Raw genomic sequence first — 24,095 nt, 5'->3', positions numbered from 1 at the left:
GCGTCGATACGTTCGACGTCGAAGCGGCATCCGACGACACACACGCCCCAGCGCTACGCCGGACACCGCCGCATCGCCCCTCAGAACAATCACAGGAGACAACCATGACCCTGCACCGCCGCCGCTTTCTGATCCGTTCGACCGCATTGGCGGCCGCCGCCGTCGTCTCGCCGTGGGCCCTGCCGGCCCGGGGGGCCGGCCATCCGGGGGCCAGCCGTCCGGGGGCCGGCTACCCGGACAAGACCGTGCGACTGATCGTGCCGTACCCGCCTGGCGCGGCCACCGATACGCTCGGGCGCATGGCCGGCCAAGCCTGGGCGGAAGCGCTGGGCCAGACCTTCGTGGTCGAAAATCGCGGCGGCGGCGGCACCACGATCGGCACCCGCGCCGTCGGCACGGCCGCGCCGGATGGCTACACCCTCGGCATCGTGGACTCCACGTTCACGATCAATCCCGGCCTGCTCGGCGACAAGCTGCCTTACGACACGCTCAAGGACTTCGCGCCGATTTCGCTGATGGCCACCGCGCCCTTCGTGATGGTGGTGCATCCTTCGGTCAAGGCCAACACCCTCGCCGAGTTCATCGCGCTCGCCCGCGCGCAGCCCGGCTCGCTGTCCTTCGGGTCGGCGGGGGTGGGCAGCGCGCCGCATCTTGCCGGCGAACAGCTGCGCCAGCAGGCCGGCATCAACGTGCTGCACGTGCCCTACCGTGGCGGCGGCACGGTCTTCACCGACCTGCTCGGCGGTCAGGTGCAGTTCGCCTTCGGCACCGTGCCGACGCTGGCCGAGCACATCAAGGGCGGCAAGCTGCGCGCGCTGGCGGTCACCGGCGCGCAGCGCGCCAGACAGTTGCCCGACGTACCCACGTTCGCGCAAGCGGGCCTGGCCGGCGTGGACATCTCTCCGTTGTTCGGGCTGATCGCGCCCGCGGGCGTGCCCGCGCCTGTCATCGAGCAGCTGTCCACCACGCTGGCCAGGTCAGTGCGCGAAGGCGCGCTGCGCGACAAGCTTGCCGGTCTGGGCTTCGCCCCGCTGGGCAGCACGCCGGCGGAGTTCGAGGCCCGCATCCGCGCCGATGTGGCCAAGTGGCGCGACGTGATCCAGCGCGGCGGCATCAAGGCCGAATGAGTGAAAGCGGGGGTTCCGCCCCCGCTTCATCACCGCAACGCATATAGATACAAGGGATCGGTCGTTCGTTCCGGCGCGGGACAGGCCTAGGATAGGCGCCTGCTTCACTCGTTGTGGAAACCGTCTTGTCCCGCCTCTCTCCCCACGATCCCGCCAAGCTGGATCCCGCCACCGCCGCCCTGCTCGATCAACTGCTCACCGACTACGGCCCGTACGCGAACATGCTCAACGCATTCGCGCCGCGCCCGCCGGCCCTGAAGCACCTGTTCTCGTATCTGGTGGAGTCGCGCAAGGATGGCCTGATCACGCCGCGGCACCTCGAGATCGCGCTGCTCACCGCTTCCAAGGCGCATGCCTGCCATTACTGCGTGGCGCTGCACGAGCCCAAGCTGGCCTCGCACGGCATCTCGCAGGAAGCCATCGACCATCTGCTCGATCCCGACGTGCCGGGTCTCGACGAGCACGACCTCGTCGTGCGCGACTACGCGGTGCTGGTCACGCTCACTCCGAATCACGTCACGGATGCGTTCTACGCCCGGCTGCAGCGCTTTTACAGCGAAGAACAGATCGTCGAGCTGACCATCCGCATCGCACTGTGCAGCTTCTTCAAGCGCTTCAATGAAGCGCTCGGCGTGGCCGCGGAAGATGTGGTGGCGCTCGAGCTCGCGCACGGTGAGCACTGAGCGAATCGAGATGTCCGCTGCTGCTTCCCCGGCGCCCAAGCTCGAGATCCGCCATCTCTCCAAGCAATTTCATACCGACAAGGGCACGGTCAACGTGCTCGACGACATCAGCCTGAATGCGGCCGCCGGCGAGTTCGTCAGCATCATCGGCCCGTCGGGCTGCGGCAAGTCGACGCTGTTCAACATCCTGACGGGCCTGCTGGAACACGACAGCGGCAGTATTCTGCTGGACGGCCAGCCCATGCCGAACCTGCGCGGTCGCGTCGGCTACATGCTGCAGCGCGACCTGCTGATGCCCTGGCGCACGGTGCTCGACAACGTGCTGGTCGGACTGGAGCTGCGCGGCACGCCGCGCGCCGAATCGGTCGAGCTGGCGCGCGAATACCTGCACACCTTCGGCCTGCTGCCTTTCCAGGACAGCTATCCGAAGGCTCTGTCGGGCGGCATGCGCCAGCGCGCCGCACTGGCCCGCACGCTGCTTCCCGACCCGGACATCCTGCTGCTGGACGAGCCGTTCTCGGCGCTCGATTACCAGACCCGGCTGTTTCTCGAAGGCATGCTCGCCGACACCGTGTCGCAGAAGGGCAAGACGGTGATCCTCGTCACGCACGACATCGACGAGGCCATCGCGCTGTCCGAACGCATCTTCGTGCTGAGCGCGCGCCCAGGCCGCCTCAAGAGCGAACACCGGATCGAGCTCGATACCCGGTCGCCGCTGGAAGCGCGCCACGACAGCCGCTTCTCCGCCTATTTCGACCTGCTCTGCCAGGAACTCGACATCCAGACCGCTCACGCATGACCCAGTCTTCCTCTACCGCCCTCGCCGCGGCCGCGCCGGCACCCGCCGCGCGCGCCGCTTCCCGCCCCCGGCGCCTGCCGCCGGTGTGGTTCGCCCAACTGTTCATCGTGGTCCTGATCTTCTCGGCCTGGGAGCTCGCCGTGCGCCAGGGCGCGGTGTCGGGCTTCCTGTTCGGCTCGCCGGCCGGCACGTTCGAGGCGGGCTGGCGCATGATCCAGTCGGGCGAACTCTGGGTGCACGCCAACTACACCCTGTGGGCCTCGGCGGCAGGCTTCGTGATCGGCACCATCGTCGGCACGATTCCGGGCCTGGCCCTCTGGTATTCGCCCTATGGCGCGAAGGTCGTCGAACCCTTTCTGGTCGCGATCAACAGCGTGCCCAAGATCGCGTTCGCGCCGCTCGTCATCCTGTGGTTCGGCACCGGCGTGATTTCCAAGGTGGCGCTCTCGATCTCGCTCACGGCCATCGTGGCGCTGCTGGCCGCGTTTCAGGCAGCGAAAGACGCCGATCCCGATATCCAGCGCATGCTGGTGTCGCTGGGTGCCACCAAGCGCCAGATCTTCACCAAGGTGGTGGTGCCATCGGCCACGCCCTACATCATCAGCACCTTCCGCATCAACATCGGCTTCGCGCTGGTGGGCACTGTGGTCGGTGAGTTCATCTCCTCCAAATACGGCCTCGGCCACGTGATCTTCGTGGCCTCGTCGCTCTATGACCTCAATACGGTCTGGGTCGGCATCTTCTCTCTGATGGCGCTGGGCTTCGTGCTCTACGCCGGCGTGGACATCGCCGAAAAGCGCTTGCTGCGCTGGAAGGATCAGACCTACGCCACCAACTTCAAACTCTGACACGCATCATGACTCGTAAAACCACCCTGCGCCTGGCCGCCGCCGCCGCGTGCCTGCTCAGCGCCTCCGCCTGGGCCAACGACAAAGCGGTCGTCTCCGCCGCCTTCAAGTCGGTGTTCTATCTGCCCGTGTACTTCGCCGAGGAGCATGGCTACTTCAAGGACGAAGGTCTGGACGTGCGGATCGACGTGGCCTCGAGCTCGACCAATGCGCTGGCTGCCGTGATCTCCAAAAGCGCCGACTTCTCGCTGCACGGCCCCGAGTGGACCGCAATCTCGTTCGGCCGCGGCGCACCGGTCAAGGTCGTGGGCGGCACGCTCAACCGCCTGGGCGTGTGGCTGACCTGCAAGTCGGGCTTCGCCTTCGATGGCTTCAAGAGCCTGAAGGGCGCCAAGATTTCCACGGGCGCCATGCCCACCACCAGCACCTCCGCGTTCATCAAGCTGCTCAAGGGCGCCGGCCTGGACCCGAAGCGCGATGTGGACCTGCTCGAAGTGCCGCTGGGCAATGAAGTCGGCCCGCTGAGCTCCGGCCAGGCGGACTGCGCCGTGCTGTACGAGCCGGGCGCGTCGCAGGCCGAGGCGCAAGGTTACAAGGTCGTGTCGGCGTTCTCGCGCGAGATCGGCCCCTACACCTTCTCGGCCATCTCCACCCGCCAGGACATCGATCCCGCCATCTCGCGCAAGTTCGTCTCCGGTATCGACCGTGCGCTCAAGGCCATTCACAAGAATCCCGACGAAGCGGTCAAGAGCGGCCTGAAGCTGTTCCCGAACCTCGACCCCGCCGTGGTGCGTGCGTCGGTGCAGCGTCTCATCAACGACGGCGTGTTCGCCGAGTCGGTCGCCCTGCCGACGCAATCGCTCACCGACGCGCTGCAGACGCAGATCGACCTGGGCAACCTGAAGCAGATTCCGCAGGACGCGAAATGGCTGGATCTGGGTTGGTCCAACGAGATCGCCGGCAAGACCTACTGATCGTTGCGCCGAGCCATGCAGCAGGCAGTTTGCGCGAGCAAACTGCCTGTTTCTTTTTCTTGCAGGTCACGGCCGGGCCCTTGGCTACCATACGCACCGATTCGACACCGCCCGGAAAGACGCTCGCGCGCCTGCCGATTCTCAACCTCGTTGCCACGCATCGTATGTCTGCACTCAAGCTCGCCGCGGCCGTCATGGCGGCCTTCGCCGTCGTCTTCGCCATCAGCGGCTTTTACATGACCGGCACCGACGCGCCGCTGTTCGTCGCCGCGATGGCGCTGGCTGGCGCGCTGTTCGGCGGGATTGCCGCGCCGGAGATCGCCCCGCGCAGTTTCCGCCGCGCGGCCTGGTGGCAGGTGGGTTTCGCGACGCTGGGCTGCCTGCTCGTGGCCGCGCTGCTGGGCGCGGGCGCCGAGGGCTTCGGCCTGGCGCTGGTGCTCGGCATCCTGATCGGCTGGCTCGCACCCGTCTGGGTGCGGCATGTGACGGTGCCCTGATCAGGCGCTCAGTTTTCGACCCGCACGGGCTGCTGCACCTGCATGCGCTTCTGATCCGGCGCGCACTGTATGCGGTCGTGCAGCGCGACGGCATAGCGGTCGATCGCGGCATCGCCCGACGAGCGCGCGATCTTGGGCCGCGCCTCGAGCAGCCCCGGGTTCAGCGTCAGCTGCACGATGGCCGTGCCGCCGTTGTCGGCGCGCGGCACGCGACGGTCCATCGGCAGGATGCAGTGCACGCCGACATCCGCGCCGCCAAGCGCACGGGCGCGTCCCGACGCCGCGCTTTTCTGCAGGAATGCCCAGCGCCTGGCGAGCCAGTCGGGCGGCGTCGCCACGCCCTGCGCCCGATCTGCCTCGATCCGCTGCCACAGGATGCGGTCGGTCAATGACACGGTGTTCAGCCGCGCCCGGCCATCCGCCGGCGGCTGGTACTGCTCGATCAGTGCGAGCGCCTCGTCGTAGCGTGCGGCGCCCTCGTAGAGCGCCAGCAACTGACTGTGGGCAGCATGGTAGCTTGCATCCGCCATCGCGCCGGCCGGATAGGCGAGCGCCGATTCGAACGACGCGATCGCCGCGTCGGTGTCGCCGGCATGGCGCTGGGCCATGCCCAGGTCCACATAGGCCTGCGTGACCGCGGCCGCGTCGCGCGGCTCGCGCTTGAGGGCCTGGTCCAGCAACCACTGCCTGCCGCCCACGCTCTGTTGCCACATGCCCTGCCCGCCCCCCGCCGGCGCGTTGAACACGCTCGAGGCGGCCACCGCCGCGCCACCGGCCAGGGCCGCGCAGCACAGGACCAGCCAGCGAGCGGTGCGAAGGCCCATGGGACGGCGCGCGCTCAGAACTCTTCGAGAAAGCGCATGCGGAAGCGCTTGCCCTTGATGCTGGCGTTGGAGATGCGCGAGAAGGCCTGCTTGGCGATCTTGCGATCGAGCGCGACGTAGGCGTTGTATTCGGTGATGTTGATCTTGCCCACCTGTTCGAACACCAGACCGCCGTCACCCGTCAGCGCGCCCAGCAGATCGCCCGGACGCAGCTTGTCTTTCTTGCCGCCCTGGATGCACAGCGTGATCATCGGCGCGCGCAGCGGGCGGTCGGACTTGGGACGCAGCGCGTTGATGTCGGCCCACGTGAGCGGCGCGCCCTGATACTGCTCGATCAGATTGGCCCAGCGCATTTCCTCGGGCGAGCACAGGCTGAGCGCCAGACCCTTCTGGTCGCCGCGGCCGCTGCGGCCGATGCGATGCACATGGACCTCGGTGTCCTTGGTGACGTCGACGTTGATCACGGCACCGAGGTTTTGAATGTCGAGGCCGCGCGCGGCCACGTCGGTGGCCACGAGCACGGCGCAGCTCTGGTTGGCGAACTGGATCAGGATCTCGTCGCGCTCGCGCTGTTCCAGGTCGCCGTTGAGCGCCTGGGCGCTGATGCCCTCGGCCTGCAGACGCTCGACCAGGTCGTGGCTGCGGATCTTGGTATTGCAGAACGCGAGCGTCGACACCGGGCGGAAATGCGCCAGCAGCTTGACCACCGCGCCGAGCCGCTCGTCTTCGGCGATCTCGTAGAAATATTGCTCGATGCGGCTGGCATCGTGCTGCGCCTCGACCTTGACCTCGGCCGGGTTGCGCAGAAAGCGCGCGCTCAGCTTGCGGATGTTGTCGGGATAGGTGGCCGAGAACAGCAGCGTCTGGCGCTTGACCGGGCAATGCGAGGCGATGGCGACGATATCGTCGTAAAAGCCCATGTCCACCATGCGGTCGGCCTCGTCCAGCACCAGCGTGGTGATACCGGCCAGATCGAGGCTGCCGCGTTCGAGGTGATCCTGGATGCGGCCGGGCGTGCCCACCACCAGATGCGCACCGCGCGCGAGCGACTCGGCCTGCGGGCGCGCGGCCGCACCCCCCACCAGCGTGAGAATCTTCACGTTCGGAATCAGGCGGGCCAGCCGGCGCAGCTCCTGGGCGACCTGGTCGGCCAGCTCACGCGTGGGACAGACCAGCAGCGCCTGCGGCGTCAGGCGATTCACGTCGAGCTTCTGCAGCACGCCCAGCCCGAAGGCCGCCGTCTTGCCGCTGCCCGTCTTGGCCTGCGCAATGAGATCGCGGCCTTCGAGAATGAGCGGCAGGCTCTGCGCCTGGATCGGCGTCATCTGTTCGAAGCCCAGCCCCTGCAGGTTGTCGAGCAGGGCGGACTGAAGAGGAAGCGAAGAAAAAGAGGTGGTGGTCACGGCAAGGCGGTCGCAAAAAGCGCGAAAAAGGCTGAGTTGACCGACAGTGTATGCGTTTGTGGGTAGCGATGCGGGCGGCGGCGCGCTGCGGGCGCCGCCGCCCGCATCGTCAAGGCGCCAGCGTGCGCACCGACACCTGGGCCGCCTCGCGTTCCGCGGGCGTCCAGGGCGCGCGCAGCCACTGCTTTTCGGCGTAGCGCCGGATTGGCTCGGCACCCGGGCCGCCCCGCCAGGCCGTCTCGCGCTCGCCGCTCGCCAGCAGCGTGCGCGCCTGGACGCCATCCTTGCCGAAGCTCACCAGCTGCAGATAGGTGTTGGCGTGCGCGCGGCCGTCCATCACGCCACCCGGGACCGCCGGACACGCGATCGTGAAATAGCCGCTGCCGCAGCCGCCATACAGCGCGATCGACCCACCGGCCGCGTTGACCCGCAGCCGCTCGCCCACGGTCGCGTCGAGCGCCACGCCCTGCGACGCGAGCCGCGTCGTGGCCGCCATCAAGGCTGCGCGCGCCTGTGCCGGCAGCGGCCGGATCGCGTTCGGCGTGTCCAGCGGCCGGGCCGGATCGAACGCTTTTCCGTACAGTTTGCCGCTCTTGGCCGCCGGGCTGTCCTGCATCGCCTGCCAGAACGCGCTCCAGAGCCAGGCGCCGCGGTCGTCGGCCCCGGCCGAGCCCGCCCAGCGCGCCAGCACGGCGCAGGCCTGTTTCACGCTGGCGTCCGGCGGCCCGCACGCGGCATGCAGCAGCGCGGGCTTGAAGCTCTGTGCGGCGTAGTCCCGCGCGGACAGGGTCTCGCGCTCGAGGAACGTGATCAGGCGCGCGGTGTCGCCGCCCGCCTGCGCCAGCGCGTCGCGCGCGATGGCGTGACCATGCCGGGCCCGCAGCGAGAGCCGCTGACGTTCGCCGCCGAGCACGGCGTCGTAGCCCTCGAGCGGCTGCGCCGGACTCGCGAGCCAATAGCTGTCGTTCATGTTGGCGACATAATCGGTGCGAAAGCGCTCCGGCAGGCGCGACGCGGGCATCTGCCCCGGAATCAGGGTGTTGCGATCCACCGTCCAGTTGCACGCCGACCGGCTGCCATCGAGCATCGGTATTGCCGGATCCCAACGGGCGACGAGTGGCGTGAAGGGCGTCGCGCAAAGGCGCCGCAAGGCATCGGGCGCATTCGGCACGGCGCCCATGTCGCCGTACCACGCGCGCGCATCGTCGCGACCGATGGCCGCCGTATTGACCCACGGCATCGCGAGCTCGCGCCGCGCGATCGCCACGAAGTCGTCCAGCGTGCGCGCATGCGCCCAGGAGAGATAGGTGGAGAAGATGCGATCGTTGGTCTCGTTGATGTCGCGCAGTGCGACGGCACCCTTGGCCGTCCAGCCCAGCGGCTGCGCGCGGGCGCTCAGGTCCACGATCGGGCCGTACTCGCTGCGATAGACCGTGCGCCGCACCGAGCCGGTCTTCCCATCGGCGCCACGCACCGGCACCTCGATCACCTGCGCCCGAATGGAACGCGCCTCGCCATCGACCACATAGCGCAACGGATCCGCGGGATCCAGCTGGAGGGCGAAGAGCCCGAAGCGGCGCGCGGCCGATACGGTGTGCGACCACGCCACCCGGTCCGTATAGCCGATCATCGGCAGCGGCACGCCCACGAAAGCCACGCCCGCCACATCGATCTGGCCGTCCACGGTGAGGTGCATCTGATAAAAGCGGTCGGGGCCACCCCAGAACCAGTGCGGATTGCCGAACAGTACCGGCGCCCGGGCGCCACCATCGCCCGCGCCGAAGGCAATCACATTGCTGCCCAGGCCCGCCGCGCCGCCCACATGCCAGGCATCGGCGATCGGCGATAGCGGGCTTGTCGTCTGCGCCGTCCGCTTCGGCCCCGGCGGCGCGGCACGCACGATCTCCGGAATGAAACGCGCGTAGCCTCCGGCCAGCGCGGGCGCCTGAATGCGGCGCATGACGTCGTCGACGGTGATCGGCCGCACCCACGGCTGCCGCAGACACGTGGGCTCCCCCGCCGTGGCCGGACGCGCCCGCGCTTCGGCAAGGTAGCGGTTGTAGCCCGCCGCGAAGCCCTCGGCCATGGCCTTGAGCTCGACGACCTGCGCGGCCTTGAAGCGGGCGAGCGCGGTGTCATCCAGGAAGGCCCGGAAGAACACGTCGAGCTCGAGGTTGTTGCCGCCGGTATAGGTGGCGTTGTAATCGGGCTTGCCTTGCGGCCCGAAGGCCAGGGAGCGGCCACCGGCAAAGGTCAGATAAGCGTCGGCCAGCGTGCACAGCGCGTCTTCTGCCTGCGCGTAGCCCACGCCCAGCCCGGCGCCGTGCATGTCGGTGGCCTGGATATGCGCCGTGCCATCGGCCAGCCGCCGCAGGGTCACGGGGCCGTCGGCCCAGGCCGGGGCCGCGGCGAGTGCCGCGAGCCCGGCGAGCACCATCGGCGGCGCGGCGGCGCGCCAGTTCGAAAGCTTCATTGGAATCCTGCGTCGATCAACGGGAGAGAACGGAGGGCATGTGCTCGAGGCGCACGAGCCGCACGGAGGTCAGGGATTGCATCATGCCATCGTGACATCGAGACTGAACAGACCTTTGCGGGCGCCGATGGCGAGCGCCCTTGCCGCCAAAAATCGAATATCGACGCTCGCCAACGCCGAATTCACCCCTATTGATTGATATTCATTCTTAGTTGATACTGCGTCGCAATACGAATTGCGTTGTGTTGCGAGTGCATGCCATCCGCCGGCCGCGCTGCCGCTGCGTCCTGTAAACCAGGCGCCCGGCCCGCCTTCGCGCCTTGCGCGCCGCCGGACAGAAAAACAAACAAGGTTGCTCGTTTATGCATGGAGATCCCCTGTTCCGCGTACGTCGCGGTCTTGGGGTCGCGCTTGCCTGGGGGATCACGGACCGGGCTTTCAGACAGTCCTGCCAGCGAGTGCGATTGACGGTTTTCTCGAGATTCTTTCTCCAAACAGTCGGTTTTCCCTGCATAACAACGGAGCACTTCATGTCATTCCCCCTACGCCAACGCAAGCTCGTGCTTGCCTTGTCCGCCGCCCTCGGCGTACCCGCCGCCTGGGCGCCTGCCGCGCTGGCACAGAATGCCAGCGGCAACGCCTCGGTGCAGCAGCTCCCGTCCGTCACGGTGACGGGCACCAGCGTCGCCAAGCCGGACGACACGCCGCCGGTCTATGCGGGCGGTCAGGTGGCCCGCGGCGCTCGTCTTGGCATGCTGGGTAACGTCGACATGATGAGCACGCCTTTCAGCGTGACCTCGTACACCTCCGAACTTATCCAGAACCAGCAGGCCACCAGCCTGGCCGACGTGCTGGACAATGATCCGGGGGTGGCAAGTGGCGGCCCGTGGTTTTTCGACAACTTCTTCATCCGCGGCTTTGAAGTCAACCGCGCCGACATCGGCTTCAATGGCCTGTACGGCATCGCCAATTCCGAAGGCGTGCAGCTCGAAGGCATCGAGCGGGTCGAGGTCCTCAAAGGCCCGAGCACCCTGCTCAATGGCAGTTCGCCGCGCGGTACGGCCGGCGGCGCGATCAACCTCACGCCCAAGCGCGCCGAAGACACGTCGCTCACGCGTCTGAGCACCGGCTTCGTCAGCGACGGCAACCTCGGCGCGAGCGTCGACATTTCGCGCCGGTTCGGCCAGGACAATGCCTTCGGCATCCGCCTCAATGCCTCCCACCGCGATGGTGACACCTCGGTCGATCACGAGAAGGTGAAGGCGTCCAACGTGACGCTGGGCCTGGATTACCGTGCCGAGCGCCTGCGCGCCAGCGCCGACTTCGGCGCCAGCAACCAGAAGATCAACGGCGCGCGCAACAACTACTTCGTGTACACGCCGTACGTGCCGGAAGCGCCGCGGGGCGACATCAACCCCTACCCCTCGTGGTCGTATCAGGATCGCGACTATGCCTTTGGCATGGTGCGCGCCGAATACGATCTCACCAGTTTCTGGAGCATCGGCGGCGCCTTCGGCATGGCCGAGACCACCCGCAAGGCCAACAGCCCGTGGGGCGAGATCGGCGATCTGAACGGCGATATCGATTACTACGCCTTCGGCCTGAACGAGCGCAACAAGACCCGCAGCGGCGAGCTCAACACGCGCCTGCGCTTTGACACCGGTCCGATCAAGCACACGACCGTGCTGGCCGTCACCGACTACAACTTGAAGACCACGGGCTATGTGCCCTCCTCTTCGTGGACCGCGCAGAGCAACCTGTACGATCCGGTGCATTTGCCCAACCCGCACGACCCCGATCTGGATGGCACGCGGGTGCGCAACTCGGACATGACGCTGCGCAGCTATGCCATCACCGATACCTTGTCCATGATGGACGAGCGCGTGTTGCTGACCCTGGGCCTGCGGCACCAGAAGATCGACACGAACGCCTACAACCGCACGTCGGGCGCGTGGCAGTCGAGTTACCAGCGCAGCAAGAACACGCCGGCCGTGGGTCTGGTGGTCAAGCCCATCGAAAACCTGTCGCTCTACGCAAATTACGTCGAAGCGCTGCAACAGGGCCAGGTGGCACCCGATCGCGCCGTGAACGCCGGCGAGGTGTTCGATCCCTTCGTGTCCAAGCAGTGGGAATTGGGCGCGAAGATGGATTGGGGCACTTTCTCCACCACGCTGAGCACGTTCGAGATCAAGCGCCCGAGCGGCTATGTGGATAGCGACAACTACTACCGTCTGGCGGGCGAGCAACGCAATCGCGGTGTGGAGCTCTCGACCTTCGGCGAAGCGGCCCGCGGCCTGCGTATCCTGGGCGGTGTATCCTGGACACAGGCCATCCTGACCAAAACCGCGAACGGCGAGTTCGACGGCAACCGCGCCGGCGTCGTGCCGAAGTGGTCGGTCAAGTTGGGCGCCGAGTACGACATCGCGCAGGTGCCCGGCCTGACCGCCACGGCGCGCATGATCTACACCTCGTCGATCCCATTCGATGCCGCGAATACGGCGACTGTCCCGTCCTGGACCCGCTTCGACGTGGGCGCGCGCTACGCCACCAAGATCGCCACTCACCCGGTCGTGTTCCGCGCCACCGTCGAGAACGTGTTCAACCGCCGCTACTGGGATTCGTCGCCCGGCTATCAGTATCTGAACAGCGCCGCGCCGCGTACCTACATGTTGTCGGCCAGCATCGACTTCTGATGACCCAGGCTGGTCCCACTCGGCTTCGGCGCCTCGCCGAGCGCCAGACGTGGGTCTGGGTGCACCGCTACGCCGGTCTGCTCACCGCCGTCTTCCTGACGGTGGCCGGGCTGACCGGCAGCATTCTTGCCTTCGGCCACGATATCGATGCGTGGCTCAATCCCGAGTTCTACCAGGCGCGCTCCACCCAGCCGGCGCTGGGCTACGACGCGCTGGCCGCGCGCATCGAGGCGTCCGATCATGCCTTGCAGATCGAGTATCTCGGTTACGACGGCGTGCCCGGCCACACGGCGCAGGCCTATGTGTATGCACGACCCGGTCACCCGCCGCTCGGCTATGACCACATCTTCGTGGACCCCGGTACCGGCGAGGTGCAGGGCAAGCGTTCGCGCCAGGGCTGTTGCCTGCAGGCCGAAACCTTCGTGCCCTTCATGCTCCAGATTCACCACAGCCTCTATCTGCCAGGTCTGTGGGGCTGGTGGTTCATGGGCGGCATCGCACTCATCTGGCTGCTCGACAGCTTCGTCGGGTTTTATCTGACGCTGCCGCGCAGCGCGCCGCGCCTCTCGAAGTGGAAGCCTGCCTGGCTCATCAAGCGCGGGGCAGGCGCGTACCGGCTCAACCTCGATCTGCACCGCGCCTTCGGCCTGTGGCTCTGGATCGCACTCATCCTGCTGGCCTTGAGCAGCGCCTACCTGAACCTGCGCCAGGAACTGTTTCGGCCGGTGCTGGCCGTGGTCTCCACGCTTACGCCCATTCCGGAGGCGACCACGCCCGCCGCGGCCCGCGAGGGCGCCCTCCCCGTGGGCTTCGATGTGATTCGAGCGCGGGCCAACGCGCACGCCGCGCGCGAAGGCTGGCCCGAACGGGTCAGCGGCATCAGCCACTTCGGCGAGATGGGGCTGTATCTGGCGCTGCTCTGGCCGTCGCACCACGACCGCGGCATGGGCCTGGGCACGCCGATGCTTTACTACGACGCTTACAGCGGCGCGCTTGTCGGTGCCACGCTCCCTGGCGCAGGCACGGCAGCCGATGTCTTCACGCAGTTGCAGTTTCCGCTGCACAGCGGTCAGATCGGCGGACTCGCGGGCCGTATCGTGGTCTGCATTCTGGGCCTGGTTGTCGCGCTGCTCAGTATCACGGGCGTAGTAATCTGGTGGAAAAAGCACCAGTCCCGCGTGCTAGCCGACAGGCGCGCCGCGCGCCCCTGACACCTCCCTTCCGTCACGCTCGCCCGCCGCGCGCGCGAAGATTCGGCGCGGTCGCGCACGCCTTCGATAAAAATGATTTGCATTCAGCTAGAATGCCCGACTCAGCAACTGTTCAGGAGTCATTCATGTCCCGGTCGTCCACGGGCCGACAGCTGCTGCACAGGTATCGCTGGCTCGGCCTGCTCCTCGCGCTTATCGGCGCCTGGGTAGCGTGGCGCGCCTATGCGCCCGCGCCCCGCGCGCCCGTGCAGGACCGCAACAGCAAGCCCCCCGCCGTGACCGTGGCCACCGCGCGCCTGGATGCCCTGCACCAGGACGTCCACGCGCTCGGCACCGTGACCCCGCTCACCCGCGTCCTCATTCGCCCGCAGGTCGATGGCCATCTCGAGCGCCTGCACTTCGCCGAAGGCCAGCAGGTCGAGGCAGGACAACTGCTGGCGCAGATCGATGCGCGCCCGTTCGAGCTGGCACTGGCCGGCGCGCTCGGTGAGCTCGCGCGCACCGAGGCGATCTGGCGCAATGCGCAGGCCGATCTGGCGCGCTACGAGCGCCTGGGCCGGGCCGAATCGGTCGCAGCCAGCCAGCTCGACGCCGCCCGCGCGCTGGAGCGCGGCCTGGCCGCCCAACATCAGCGCGACAGCGCGCGCGTGGCCGAGGCGCGCCGCCAGCTGGCGCTGACCCGCATCGTGGCGCCCTCGGCCGGCCGGCTGGGCCTGCGCGCGATCGACGCCGGCAACCATGTCCGCGCGGCCGACACCACCGGGCTCGTCACGCTGGTGCAGACGCATCCGATCTCGGTGGTGTTTTCCGTGCCGGCGGCCACGCTGCCGGTGCTGAGCGAGGCGCTGGCCGCGCGGTCCGGCCCGATGCGCGTGCAGGCCTGGGACGCCGACGACCGCGTGCTGCTTGCCGAGGGCGAGCTGCACGCGCAGGACAATCGCATCGAGACCGGCCGCGGCAGCCTCAAGCTGCGGGCGCTGTTCGGCAACGCCAACGTGGCGCTCTACCCCAATCAATTCGTCAATGTGCGGCTGGTGCTGCTGCGCGACGCCGAGGCCTTGATGGTGCCCGCCGCCGCCGTGCAGTATGCCGCCGACGGCCCCTACGTCTATGTGATCGGCGAAGGCGACCGGGCAGAACGCCGCGCGCTCGTGCTCGGCGAATCGCGGCCCGGTGAGGTCGCGGTGCGCGAGGGCCTGAGCCAGGGCGAACGCATCGTGGTCGAGGGCGTCGACCGTGTGCGCGTGGATCGTGAAGTGACCATCGTGCCCGCGCAAGGATAAAGACCGTGGATATCTCCAAACCCTTCGTGCTGCGCCCGGTCGCGACCAGCTTTCTGATGATCGCGCTGCTGCTCTCCGGCATTCTGGCCTGGCGCATGTTGCCGGTGGCCGCGCTGCCGCAGGTGGATTACCCGGTGATTCAGATCACCACCCACTATCCTGGCGCGAGCCCGCAGGTCATGGCGCGCGCGGTGACCGCGCCGCTCGAGCGCCGGTTCGGCCAGATACCGGGGCTGCGCCAGATGTCGTCGTCCAGCGGCGCGTCGGTGTCCGTGATCACGCTGCAATACGCGCTCGACGTGCCGCTGGGCGTGGCCGAACAGGAGGTGCAGGCGGCCATCAGCGCGAGCGGCAGCCTGCTGCCCAACGATCTGCCCGCCCCGCCGGTCTATCGCAAGGTCAATCCGGGCGACACGCCCATTCTCACGCTGGCGATCACCTCGGCCACCCTGCCGCTGCCGCAGGTGCACGATCTGGTCGACACGCGGATGGCGCAGCGCCTGGCGCAGCTGTCCGGCGTGGGCATGGTCAGTCTGGCCGGCGGCCAGCGGCCGGCCGTGCGCGTGCAGGTCAACCCCATGGCGCTGGCCGCGCGCGGGCTGTCGCTGAACGACGTGCAGGAGGCCATCGGCAACGCCAACTCGAATCAGCCCAAAGGCAGCTTCGACGGCCCGGTGCGCTCCGTCATCATGGATGTGAACGATCAACTGCAGAGCGCCGAGGAGTATCGGCAACTGATCGTGGCCTGACGCAACGAAGCGCCGGTGCGGCTCGGCGAGGTCGCCACGGTGCAGCAAGGCGCGGAAAATCGCTACCTCGCCGCCTGGGTCGACCGCCAGCCCGCCGTGCTGGTCAATATCCAGCGCCAGCCGGGCGCCAATGTCATTGCCGTCGCCGACCAGGTCAAGGCGCTGCTGCCGCAGCTCACGGCCGGCATGCCGGCGTCGGTCGAGGTGCGTCTGCTCACCGACCGCACCGAAAGCATTCGCGCCTCGGTGCGCGGGGTGCAGCGCGAGCTGGTGTTCGCGGTCGGGCTGGTCGTGCTGGTTACCTTTCTGTTCCTGCGCAATCTGCCGGCCACGCTCATTCCCAGCCTGGCCGTGCCGCTGTCGCTGATCGGCACCTTCGGCGTCATGCATCTGGCGGGCTTCTCGTCCAACAACCTCACGCTCATGGCGCTGACCGTGGGCGCCGGCTTCGTGGTGGACGACGCCATCGTCATGCTGGAAAACATCGCCCGCTATCGCGAACAGGGCCTGGGCCGCATGGCGGCGGCGCTCAAGGGTGCGCGCCAGATCGGCTTCACACTGGTGTCGCTCACGCTCTCGCTGATCGCGGTGCTGATTCCGCTGCTGTTCATGGAAGACGTGATCGGGCGTCTGTTCCGCGAGTTCGCCGTGACGCTCGCGGTCGCCATCCTCATTTCGTTGGGGGTCTCGCTCACCCTCACGCCGATGATGTGCGCGCGGCTGCTGCCGGCCCATGAGCAGGCGCCCTCCCAGCTCATGGTGCGTCTGCAGGCGCGCTATGCGCGCTGGCTCGACGTGACGCTGCGGCATCAGCGCACCACCCTGGCCGTGATGCTGATCACGGTGTGCCTCACCGGTGTGCTGTACGCGCTGATTCCCAAGGGCTTCTTTCCGGCGCAGGACAACGGCGTGCTGCAGGGCGTGACGCAGGCGCCGCAGAGCGTGTCCTACGGCGACATGGCCCGGCGCCAGCAGGCGCTCGCCGACACGCTGCTGCAGGATCCCGACGTGGTGAGCCTGTCGTCGTTCATCGGGGTGGACGGCACCAACACCAGCCTGAACACCGGCCGTCTGCTGATCAACCTCGCACCCTGGAGCGAACGCAGTGCGCCCCTCGCCGAGATCACCGCGCGCCTCGAAGAGCGCGCCCGCACCGCCGGCGGGCTCTCGCTGTTTCTGCAGCCCGTCCAGGAGCTCAATCTCGAAGATCGGGTCGGCGGCGGCCAGTATCAGTTCATCCTGACCTCGCCGGACGCCACTCTGCTGGCCACGAATGCCCGCGCGCTCGCGGACCGCCTGGCCGATTCGCCGGCCATCGCCGACGTGGTGACCGACCTGGGCCAGCATGCCCGTCAGGCCTATCTCGACATCTCGCGCGACACCGCCGCGCGTTACGGCCTCACGATGGCCGATGTGGCGCAGGCGCTCTACAGCGCGTTCGGCCAGCGCCAGATCACGACCCTCTTCACGCAATCCAATCAGTATCGCGTGGTGATCGAGGTGGACAACGGGCTGGCCGACGGGCCCCGGGCACTCGAACGCATCTATCTGCGCAGTGACACCGACCAGCCGGTCCCGCTGTCCTCGCTCGTCACCGTGAGCGAGCGCACCGCGCCCACCCTCATCAATCACGTGGGGCAGTTCCCGGCCGCGAACCTCTCGTTCAATCTGCCGCCGGGAGGTTCGCTGGGCGCCGCCGTGGCCGCCATCGAGGCGGCGCGCGCCGAGATCGGCATGCCGGCCTCGGTCGAGCTGCGGCTGCAGGGCGCGGCAGCGGCTTTCGAGGCGTCGTTGTCCAACACGCTCTGGCTGATGCTGGCCGCCATCGTCACCATGTACCTGGTGCTCGGCATCCTGTACGAGAGCGCCATCCATCCGATCACCATTCTTTCCACCCTGCCCTCTGCGGCGGTGGGTGCCTTGCTGGCCCTGATGCTGACCGGGCGGCCGCTGGACCTGATCGCCGTCATCGGGATCATCCTGCTGATCGGGCTGGTCAAGAAGAACGGCATCATGATGGTCGACTTCGCGCTCGAGGCGGAGCGCACGCGCGGGCTCGCGCCGCTGGCCGCCATCCGCGAGGCCGCGCTGCTGCGCCTGCGCCCGATTCTGATGACCACGCTCGCGGCGCTGTTCGGCGCCGTGCCGCTGATGCTGGCCACGGGGTCGGGGGCCGAACTGCGCCAGCCGCTCGGTTGGGTGATGGTGGGTGGCCTGCTCGTGAGTCAGGTGCTGACGCTGTTCACGACGCCGGCCGTGTATTTGTTCTTCCACCGCCTGGGCCGGCGCGGTGATCCGGCGCGCGCACTGCAAGCCGACGGGACGCGCTCGTGATCCGCGCGCTGGTCCAGCGTCCGATCGCCTGCATCCTGCTGGCGGTGGCCCTGGTGCTGGTGGGCCTGGCCGCCTGGCGTCTGCTGCCGGTGGCGCCGCTGCCGCAGGTGGATTTTCCGACCATCGAGGTGCGCGCGCAGCTACCCGGCGCCAGCCCCGAAAGCATGGCGGCCACGGTGGCCGCCCCGCTCGAGCGCGCGCTCGGCAGCATCGCCGGCGTCACGACCATGACCTCGTCCAGCAGCCCGGGATCGTCGCGCGTGCTGCTGCAGTTCGACCTGGAGCGCGACATCGACGCGGCCGCGCGCGATGTGCAGGCGGCGATCAACGTCGCGAGCGGCGAGCTGCCGGCCGGCATGCCGTCGCTTCCCAGCTATCGCAAGCTCAACCCGTCGCAGACGCCGATCATGGCCATCGCGCTGAGCTCGCCCACGCGCAAGCCGGGCGAGCTCTACGACATGGCGGCCAGCGTGCTGTCGCAGCGTATCGCGCAGGTGTCCGGCGTGGGCGAGGTGACGCTCGGCGGCAGCGCGCTGCCCGCCGTGCGGGTCCAGGTCAATCCGAACATGCTGGCGCATTACGGCGTGGCGCTCGACGACGTGCGCGACGCCATCGTCGACGCGGCACCCCTGCTGCCGCAAGGCCAGATCGACACCGGCGCACAGCGCTGGGCGATCGGCGGCGCGGCCCAGCCGCGCACGGTGCCCGAGTTCGAGTCGCTGGTGATCCGCCATCAGGACGGCGCGGTCACGCGGCTGTCGCAGGTCGCGCGGGTGAGCGACTCGATCGAAAACCGCTACAGCAGCGGCTTTCACAACGAGAACCCGGCGGTCGTGATGACGATCAGCCGGCAGATCGGCGCCAACATGCTGGAGACCATCGACGCGATCAATGCGCTGCTGCCGACCCTGCACGCGCTGGTGCCCGCCGATGTGTCGCTGACCGTGGTGCTCGACCGCTCGCCCGGTATCCGCGCCACGCTGCACGAGGCGCATCTCACGCTGGGCCTCGCCACGCTGCTGGTGGTGGCCGTGGTCTGGGCGTTCCTGCGCGATGTGCGCGCCGCCGCGATTCCCAGCGTGGCGATTCCCGTCAGCCTGATCGCCACGTTCGCGGTCATGCATCTGCTGGGTTTCTCGCTCAACAACCTGTCGCTGATGGCCCTGATCGTGGCGACCGGGCTGGTGGTCGACAACGCCATCGTGGTGCTCGAGAACATCAAGCGCCACCTCGATAGCGGGCTGACGCCACGGCGTGCCGCGTTGCGCGGCGTGCGCGAGGTGGGGTTCACCCTGGCCGCCATGACGCTCGCGCTGACCGTCGTCTTTGCCTCGATCCTGTTCATGGGCGGCCTGGTCGAGCGGCTGTTCCGCGAGTTTTCCATCACCCTGGTCGCGGCCATCGTGATCTCGCTGGTGGTCTCGGTCGCGATCATTCCGGGCCTGTGCGCGCGCTGGTTGCGGCCCACGCCGAAGCCGGTCGGAGCGCCGGGCGCCGCTGCGCCGGGCGCCGCCGCGCCGGGCGCCGCCTCGCCGGGCGCCGCCGCGCCTGCCCCCGCCGCCCGCGGCTTCAACGCCTGGCTGGTGCGCAGCTACGACCGCAGCCTGGCGCGCGTGCTCGCGCATCCCTTCCTGGTGCTGGCCGCGCTGGCGCTGGCGATCGCGCTCAACGTGTTTCTCTATGTGCAGGCGCCCAAGGGCTTTCTGCCCAAGCAGGACACCGGGCAGTTGCGGGGATTCGTGCGCGGCGACGACGGCTTCTCGTTCCAGGTCATGCAGCCCAAGATCGAGACCTACCGCCAGATGGTCATGCAGCACCCCGACATCCAGGACGTCATCGGGTATAGCGGCGGCGTGATGGGCATCAGCAACTCGCTGTTTCTGATCCGGCTGAAGCCCGCAGCGCAGCGCACCGAAAGCGCGCCCGCCATCATCGACTGGATGCGGCAGAACGCGCCGCCGGTGGCGGGTGGCATGTTCTTCATCGAGGCCGACCAGGACCTGCGCATGCCGGGCGGCTTCGACACCTCGGGCGACCACGAGCTGGCGATCCTTGCCAACGATGTGGATTCGCTGCAGGTCTGGGCCAAGCGCATCGGCGACGCCATGCAGGACATGCCCGAGCTCGCCAGCGTGGATACGGTCGGCGAAGCCGGCACGCTTCAGGTGCAGGTGGAGATCGATCGCGAGGCCGCGCGCCGGCTCGGCGTCGACATGGACACGATCGCCAATGTGCTGAGCAACTCCTTTTCGCAGCGTCAGGTGGCCACGCTTTACGATCCGATGAACCAGTATCGCGTGGTGCTGGAGCTCGACCCGCGCTACACGCAGGATGCCGCGGTGCTCGACCGCGTACAGGTGCTGGCCGAGGATGGCAGCCGGGTGCCGCTGGCGGCCTTCACCACCTACCACTACCGGATGGTGAAGGACTGCATTTTCCACGACGGCCTCTTTCCGGCCACCGGCATCGGCTTTTCGCTGGCGCCGGGCGTGTCGCTGGAGCAAGGCCTGGCGGCGATCGACCGCGGCGTGGCGCAGCTGATGGTGCCGTCCGATGTCCAGACCCGCCTGGGCGGCGGCGCTCGCACCTTCCAGAAATCGCTGCAGGACCAGCCCTGGCTGATCGCCGCGGTCCTGCTCGCGATCTACCTGGTGCTGGGCATGCTGTACGAAAGCCCGCTGCACCCGCTCACGATCCTGTCCACCCTGCCCTCGGCCAGCCTGGGCGCGCTGATCGCGCTGCGCCTGGCGGGGCTGGAGTTCACGTTGATCGCGCTACTGGGCCTGTTTCTGCTGGTGGGGGTGATCATGAAGAACGCGATCCTCATGATCGACGTGGCGATCCAGCTCGAACGCCGCACCGGCCTGCCGCCGATGGCCGCCATCCATCAGGCCGCGCTGCAGCGCCTGCGCCCGATCGTCATGACCAATCTGGCCGGGCTGGTAGGCGCGCTGCCGCTGGTCATGGGCCTGGGCGAAGGCTCCGAGATGCGCCGTCCGCTGGGCGTGGTCATCGTGGGCGGCCTGCTGGTCGGCCAGGTCATTACGCTCTACAGCACGCCGGTGGTGTATCTGGCGCTGGACCGCCTGCGGCTGCGCTGGCGCGCCCGCCGCAGCCGACACCCCGTGCCGCGCTGAACGAGCCTCGCTATCAGGCTCCGGCCGCGCCGCGCGCGCGCAACCGCTCGACCGCCATGTCCACGAACGCCCTCACCTTGGCGGGCGCCTGCCGGCCTTCGGTGTAGAGCACGTGGATCGGCAGGGCCGGCTCTTCATGCTCGGCCAGCACGATCTCGAGCTTGCCCTCGGCCAGGGCCGGTTCGATCTGGTAGTGCAGCACCCGCGTGAGCGCGAGCCCGGCGATCGCCGTGGCGATGGCCGCGTCATTGGTGTTGGATTGCAGCCAGCTCTGGATCGTGACGCGCTGCTCGTTGGCGAAGCGCCACTCCGGCGACACCCAGGCGCCGGTCGAACTCGTCACGCGATGCTGCCGCAGATCGGCCGGCGTGAGCGGCACGCCATGCTCGCGAAAATACGCCGGCGATCCGCACACCACGCGCCGCACCGTGCCCACCGGCATGGCCGAGAAGCCCGAGTCCTGCAGCCGGCCGATGCGGATCGCCACGTCGATGCCCTCTTCGATCAGATTCACCGGACGGTCCACGAACAGCACGCGCCCGTTCACGGTCGGGTGCATCTTGAGGAAATCGTGCAGCAGCGGCAGCACATACATGTGGCCGAACATCACCGGCGCGGTGAGCGACAGCGTGCCCGACGGCGCGGCATAAGACCCCGCGGCCGCCGCCTCGGCCTCGTCGATGTCGGCCAGGATGCGCTTGCAGTCGTCGACATAGCGCCGGCCCGGCTCGGTCAGCTTGACCGACCGCGTGGTGCGCACGAACAGCCGCGCACCGATCAGGTCTTCGAGCGCGGCGATCGCGCGCGTCACGGCCGGCGCACTCATATGCAACTGCCGCGCGGCCGCCGCGAAGCTTTCCGTTTCCGCCACCTTGACGAAGATCCGCATTGCCTGCCAGCGATCCACCGTGCGCCTCCCGCGTTCCGAATGAGGCTCCATGATACGGGCAAGGTCGGCGGCCGGCATCACGCCCCCGCTCACAGCGCGAGGTGCACACGTTGCGTGCCGCCCTCCTGGCGCGCCGGCACCGCACAGCAGATCAGCACTTCGCGGTCGGCAACCGGGGCGGTGGGCTCCTTGATGTAGGTCACCTCGCCTTCGATCAGCCGGGTGCGGCAGGTGCCGCAACTGCCGGAGCGGCAGCTGAACTCCGGCGCCAGCCCCCGCGCCTCCGCCAGTTCCAGCAAGGTGCCCGAGTCGGGCGTCCAGCGCGCCTCTTTCAAGGACTCGAGAAAGGCCACCGGCACCGGCTCGGTGGCCGGTGCCGCGCGCACCGGCGCGGCCTGCGCGCCGGCGTCGAGGCGGCGCACCAGCCCCGACGGGCCGAACGCTTCCGCGTGGATGCGTCCGTCGGCGATGCCGAACCCGCGCAGTCCGTCGTAGAGCGACTGCGTGAAGCCGGCCGGTCCGCACAGATAAAAGTCGTAGTCGTTGAAGGCCAGGAATCGCGTCAGCAAGCCGGTGTCGACACGGCCCGCGGCGTCGTAGTCGCGGCCCGCCTCGGCGCCGCTCGTGTCGCTCAACACGCGCACCAGTTTGACCGCGCCCTTCGCCGCCGCGACGAGCTCGCTCACCTCGGCATCGAAGGGGCGCTCCGCGAGCGAGCGCGCCGCCTGGATCAGCACGGTCGGACGCACGCGCTGCTTGCGCAGCCCTTCGTAGACGATATGCCGCAGCATGGCCAGCATCGGCGTGATGCCGACGCCACCGGCCAGCAATACCAGCGGCCGAGGCTCCCGCGCGTCGACGGTAAAGGCGCCGGCGGGCGCCCGCGCTTCGATCACGTCGCCCACGCGCACATGGTCGTGCAGGTGCCGCGACACCACGCCTTCGCGTTTTACGCTGATTCGATACGCGCCGTCCGAGGGCGCCAGCGACAAGGTGTAGGTGCGGATGAGCGGCGCCGTGGCATCGGCCGGCGTTACCCGGATCGGCAGATGCTGACCCGCTTCGTGCGGCAGCAGCGCGAGCCCATCCGCCGGCGCCAGGTAGAACGAGCGGATCGAGGCGCTTTCGTCCACGATGCGCGTGACCGTGAGCGCACGCCAGCGCGTGGCCAGCTCGCTCGCCTGCAGCCGGCTCGCCGCCTGCGACCAGTCGCCGGTCATCAGGACGTTGGGCGACCAGCCCTCCGCCTGAAACGTCCAGCGCAGCGCGAGCGCGGCCCTGCGGCGCACGATGCGGCGCGGCCGGAAGGTCCACAGCCGCTCCGCGCCCTGGAACGCGGCGATCTCGGGTGACTCGAGAATCACCTCCGCGTCGCCCGTCATCTGGAGCACGTCGCCGCGCTCGTAGTCCACGAACAGCAGGCCGGCCTTGCCGTTGAGAATGAAGTTGCCCAGCGTCGAGAAAAACAGATTACCGTCGAAGTCCGGTATGGTCAGCGTGCCGTCCGCATCGACGCGCACGAAGCCGGCCTTGCCGCCGCGATGCGACACGTCGACCTGACGGCCGCCCTCGCGGTCCGCATACGAGGCCACATGAAACGCGTCCGCGCCGGCGATCATCGCGCGCGCCGCGTCATCCAGCGCGGGCAGGTCTTCCCGCGGCGCGACATGCGCCTCGGCCGGGTCGCGCGCGAAACTGAAATCACGCAGCTGGATGTAGCGCGGGCAGTTGCCGAAGCTCTGGTCCACCGTCACGCGCAGCCCCGACGCCGCGTGCGTCACGACGCCATTCATGCGGTTGCGCCGCCGGGTGTGCATCTCGATGCCCAGCAAGCCGACCGGGGCGCCGTCGCGCAGCCCCGCGCCCGCCGGATCGTTGGCGTCGGCGCGGGCGCCGATGTCCAGGACCGTGGGGCTCGGCGAGCGCATGAAGCCGGGCTGACCCGCCAGGACGGTGGCCCAGGCGTCGTGCTGGTCGTCCACGCTGCCCAGCACGATGAACGGCAGCTGTTCGTAGAACGCACGATGCTGGTCGGGCATGTGGTCGCGCACCACGCGCTGGCCCACGGCCCGCATGCGGTCCACCACGCCAACCTGTTCCTGGATGAAGAGCTCGCCCGCATGCCACGTGGGCTGCGGCGCCGGATTCTGGGCCATTTCGGTGTCCTCGAC

16 protein-coding genes and 1 pseudogene are annotated in these 24,095 nt (G+C 68.5%); 11 read left to right on the top strand and 6 right to left on the bottom strand.

What is annotated here, in order from left to right; all coding sequences use genetic code 11:
* Positions 1-104: 104 nt before the first annotated feature.
* From CEK29_RS11360 to CEK29_RS11335, 6 genes are all read left to right on the top strand, one after another.
* Positions 105-1,127 (top strand): Bug family tripartite tricarboxylate transporter substrate binding protein, encoded by a 1,023-nt coding sequence (locus CEK29_RS11360; protein WP_094858139.1) that lies wholly within the window; start codon positions 105-107, stop codon positions 1,125-1,127.
* 125 nt (positions 1,128-1,252) lie between these two features.
* Entirely contained in the window at positions 1,253-1,810 is a 558-nt protein-coding gene (locus CEK29_RS11355) for a carboxymuconolactone decarboxylase family protein (RefSeq protein ID WP_094858138.1), read from the top strand.
* 10 nt (positions 1,811-1,820) lie between these two features.
* Entirely contained in the window at positions 1,821-2,609 is a 789-nt protein-coding gene (locus tag CEK29_RS11350; protein ID WP_094799870.1) for an ABC transporter ATP-binding protein, read from the top strand.
* On the top strand, positions 2,606-3,457 hold the full coding sequence (locus CEK29_RS11345) for an ABC transporter permease (RefSeq protein ID WP_094858137.1): 852 nt from the start codon (positions 2,606-2,608) through the stop codon (positions 3,455-3,457). Before CEK29_RS11350 ends, CEK29_RS11345 begins: the two co-directional genes overlap by 4 nt.
* An 8-nt stretch (positions 3,458-3,465) precedes the next feature.
* Positions 3,466-4,431, top strand: a complete 966-nt coding sequence (locus tag CEK29_RS11340) for an ABC transporter substrate-binding protein (protein WP_094858136.1) — start codon at positions 3,466-3,468, stop codon at positions 4,429-4,431.
* Positions 4,432-4,595: 164 nt separating this feature from the next.
* On the top strand, positions 4,596-4,928 hold the full coding sequence (locus CEK29_RS11335) for a hypothetical protein (protein ID WP_094799867.1): 333 nt from the start codon (positions 4,596-4,598) through the stop codon (positions 4,926-4,928).
* Between the two features lie 8 nt (positions 4,929-4,936).
* On the opposite strand, the gene CEK29_RS11330 is transcribed toward CEK29_RS11335, so the two are convergent.
* From CEK29_RS11330 to CEK29_RS24010, 4 genes are all read right to left on the bottom strand, one after another.
* The gene (locus CEK29_RS11330) at positions 4,937-5,752 is read right to left on the bottom strand and encodes a hypothetical protein (protein ID WP_094858135.1); all 816 of its coding nucleotides are present in this window, start codon (positions 5,750-5,752) and stop codon (positions 4,937-4,939) included.
* 14 nt (positions 5,753-5,766) lie between these two features.
* Positions 5,767-7,155 carry an ATP-dependent RNA helicase DbpA gene (dbpA, locus tag CEK29_RS11325; RefSeq protein ID WP_094858134.1) on the bottom strand — a complete coding sequence of 463 codons (1,389 nt, stop codon included), beginning with the start codon at positions 7,153-7,155 and terminating at the stop codon, positions 5,767-5,769.
* Positions 7,156-7,264: 109 nt separating this feature from the next.
* On the bottom strand, positions 7,265-9,628 hold the full coding sequence (locus CEK29_RS11320; RefSeq protein WP_094858133.1) for a penicillin acylase family protein: 2,364 nt from the start codon (positions 9,626-9,628) through the stop codon (positions 7,265-7,267).
* A 188-nt stretch (positions 9,629-9,816) separates the two neighbouring features.
* Positions 9,817-10,122 (bottom strand): hypothetical protein, encoded by a 306-nt coding sequence (locus tag CEK29_RS24010; RefSeq protein WP_217903876.1) that lies wholly within the window; start codon positions 10,120-10,122, stop codon positions 9,817-9,819.
* Positions 10,123-10,158: 36 nt separating this feature from the next.
* Between CEK29_RS24010 and CEK29_RS11315 the strand changes: the two genes are divergently transcribed.
* The 5 genes and pseudogenes from CEK29_RS11315 (at position 10,159) to CEK29_RS11295 (ending at position 21,035) form a co-directional block, all read left to right on the top strand.
* Positions 10,159-12,321 (top strand): TonB-dependent receptor, encoded by a 2,163-nt coding sequence (locus tag CEK29_RS11315; protein WP_176456882.1) that lies wholly within the window; start codon positions 10,159-10,161, stop codon positions 12,319-12,321.
* On the top strand, positions 12,321-13,532 hold the full coding sequence (locus CEK29_RS11310; protein WP_094858131.1) for a PepSY-associated TM helix domain-containing protein: 1,212 nt from the start codon (positions 12,321-12,323) through the stop codon (positions 13,530-13,532). Before CEK29_RS11315 ends, CEK29_RS11310 begins: the two co-directional genes overlap by 1 nt.
* Positions 13,533-13,657: 125 nt before the next feature.
* On the top strand, positions 13,658-14,815 hold the full coding sequence (locus CEK29_RS11305) for an efflux RND transporter periplasmic adaptor subunit (RefSeq protein ID WP_094858130.1): 1,158 nt from the start codon (positions 13,658-13,660) through the stop codon (positions 14,813-14,815).
* Positions 14,816-14,820: 5 nt separating this feature from the next.
* Positions 14,821-17,898 (top strand): annotated as a pseudogene (locus CEK29_RS11300) (efflux RND transporter permease subunit).
* Entirely contained in the window at positions 17,895-21,035 is a 3,141-nt protein-coding gene (locus CEK29_RS11295; RefSeq protein ID WP_094858129.1) for an efflux RND transporter permease subunit, read from the top strand. The pseudogene CEK29_RS11300 and the gene CEK29_RS11295 overlap by 4 nt, the downstream one beginning before the upstream one ends.
* 13 nt (positions 21,036-21,048) lie before the next feature.
* On the opposite strand, the gene CEK29_RS11290 is transcribed toward CEK29_RS11295, so the two are convergent.
* Positions 21,049-21,924, bottom strand: coding sequence for a LysR family transcriptional regulator (locus tag CEK29_RS11290; protein ID WP_369597735.1), 876 nt, complete (start codon positions 21,922-21,924; stop codon positions 21,049-21,051).
* Positions 21,925-22,013: 89 nt separating this feature from the next.
* Positions 22,014-24,080 (bottom strand): 2Fe-2S iron-sulfur cluster-binding protein, encoded by a 2,067-nt coding sequence (locus CEK29_RS11285; protein ID WP_094858196.1) that lies wholly within the window; start codon positions 24,078-24,080, stop codon positions 22,014-22,016.
* Between the last annotated feature and the right edge of the window lie 15 nt (positions 24,081-24,095).

The sequence above is a fragment of the Bordetella genomosp. 5 genome, from assembly GCF_002261475.1.
Classification (GTDB): Bacteria; Pseudomonadota; Gammaproteobacteria; order Burkholderiales; family Burkholderiaceae_B; genus Bordetella.
This window is presented reverse-complemented; position numbering and strand designations above follow the sequence as displayed.

Coding starts and splice junctions, on each gene's coding strand:
- CEK29_RS11330 (WP_094858135.1), bottom strand. CDS start 5,752: ATGGGCCTTCGCACCGCTCGCTGGCTGGTCCTGTGCTGCGCGGCCCTG.
- CEK29_RS11290 (WP_369597735.1), bottom strand. CDS start 21,924: ATGCGGATCTTCGTCAAGGTGGCGGAAACGGAAAGCTTCGCGGCGGCC.
- CEK29_RS11360 (WP_094858139.1), top strand. CDS start 105: ATGACCCTGCACCGCCGCCGCTTTCTGATCCGTTCGACCGCATTGGCG.
- CEK29_RS11320 (WP_094858133.1), bottom strand. CDS start 9,628: ATGAAGCTTTCGAACTGGCGCGCCGCCGCGCCGCCGATGGTGCTCGCC.
- CEK29_RS11340 (WP_094858136.1), top strand. CDS start 3,466: ATGACTCGTAAAACCACCCTGCGCCTGGCCGCCGCCGCCGCGTGCCTG.
- CEK29_RS11310 (WP_094858131.1), top strand. CDS start 12,321: ATGACCCAGGCTGGTCCCACTCGGCTTCGGCGCCTCGCCGAGCGCCAG.
- CEK29_RS11335 (WP_094799867.1), top strand. CDS start 4,596: ATGTCTGCACTCAAGCTCGCCGCGGCCGTCATGGCGGCCTTCGCCGTC.
- CEK29_RS11285 (WP_094858196.1), bottom strand. CDS start 24,080: ATGGCCCAGAATCCGGCGCCGCAGCCCACGTGGCATGCGGGCGAGCTC.
- CEK29_RS11305 (WP_094858130.1), top strand. CDS start 13,658: ATGTCCCGGTCGTCCACGGGCCGACAGCTGCTGCACAGGTATCGCTGG.
- CEK29_RS11345 (WP_094858137.1), top strand. CDS start 2,606: ATGACCCAGTCTTCCTCTACCGCCCTCGCCGCGGCCGCGCCGGCACCC.
- CEK29_RS11315 (WP_176456882.1), top strand. CDS start 10,159: ATGTCATTCCCCCTACGCCAACGCAAGCTCGTGCTTGCCTTGTCCGCC.
- CEK29_RS11350 (WP_094799870.1), top strand. CDS start 1,821: ATGTCCGCTGCTGCTTCCCCGGCGCCCAAGCTCGAGATCCGCCATCTC.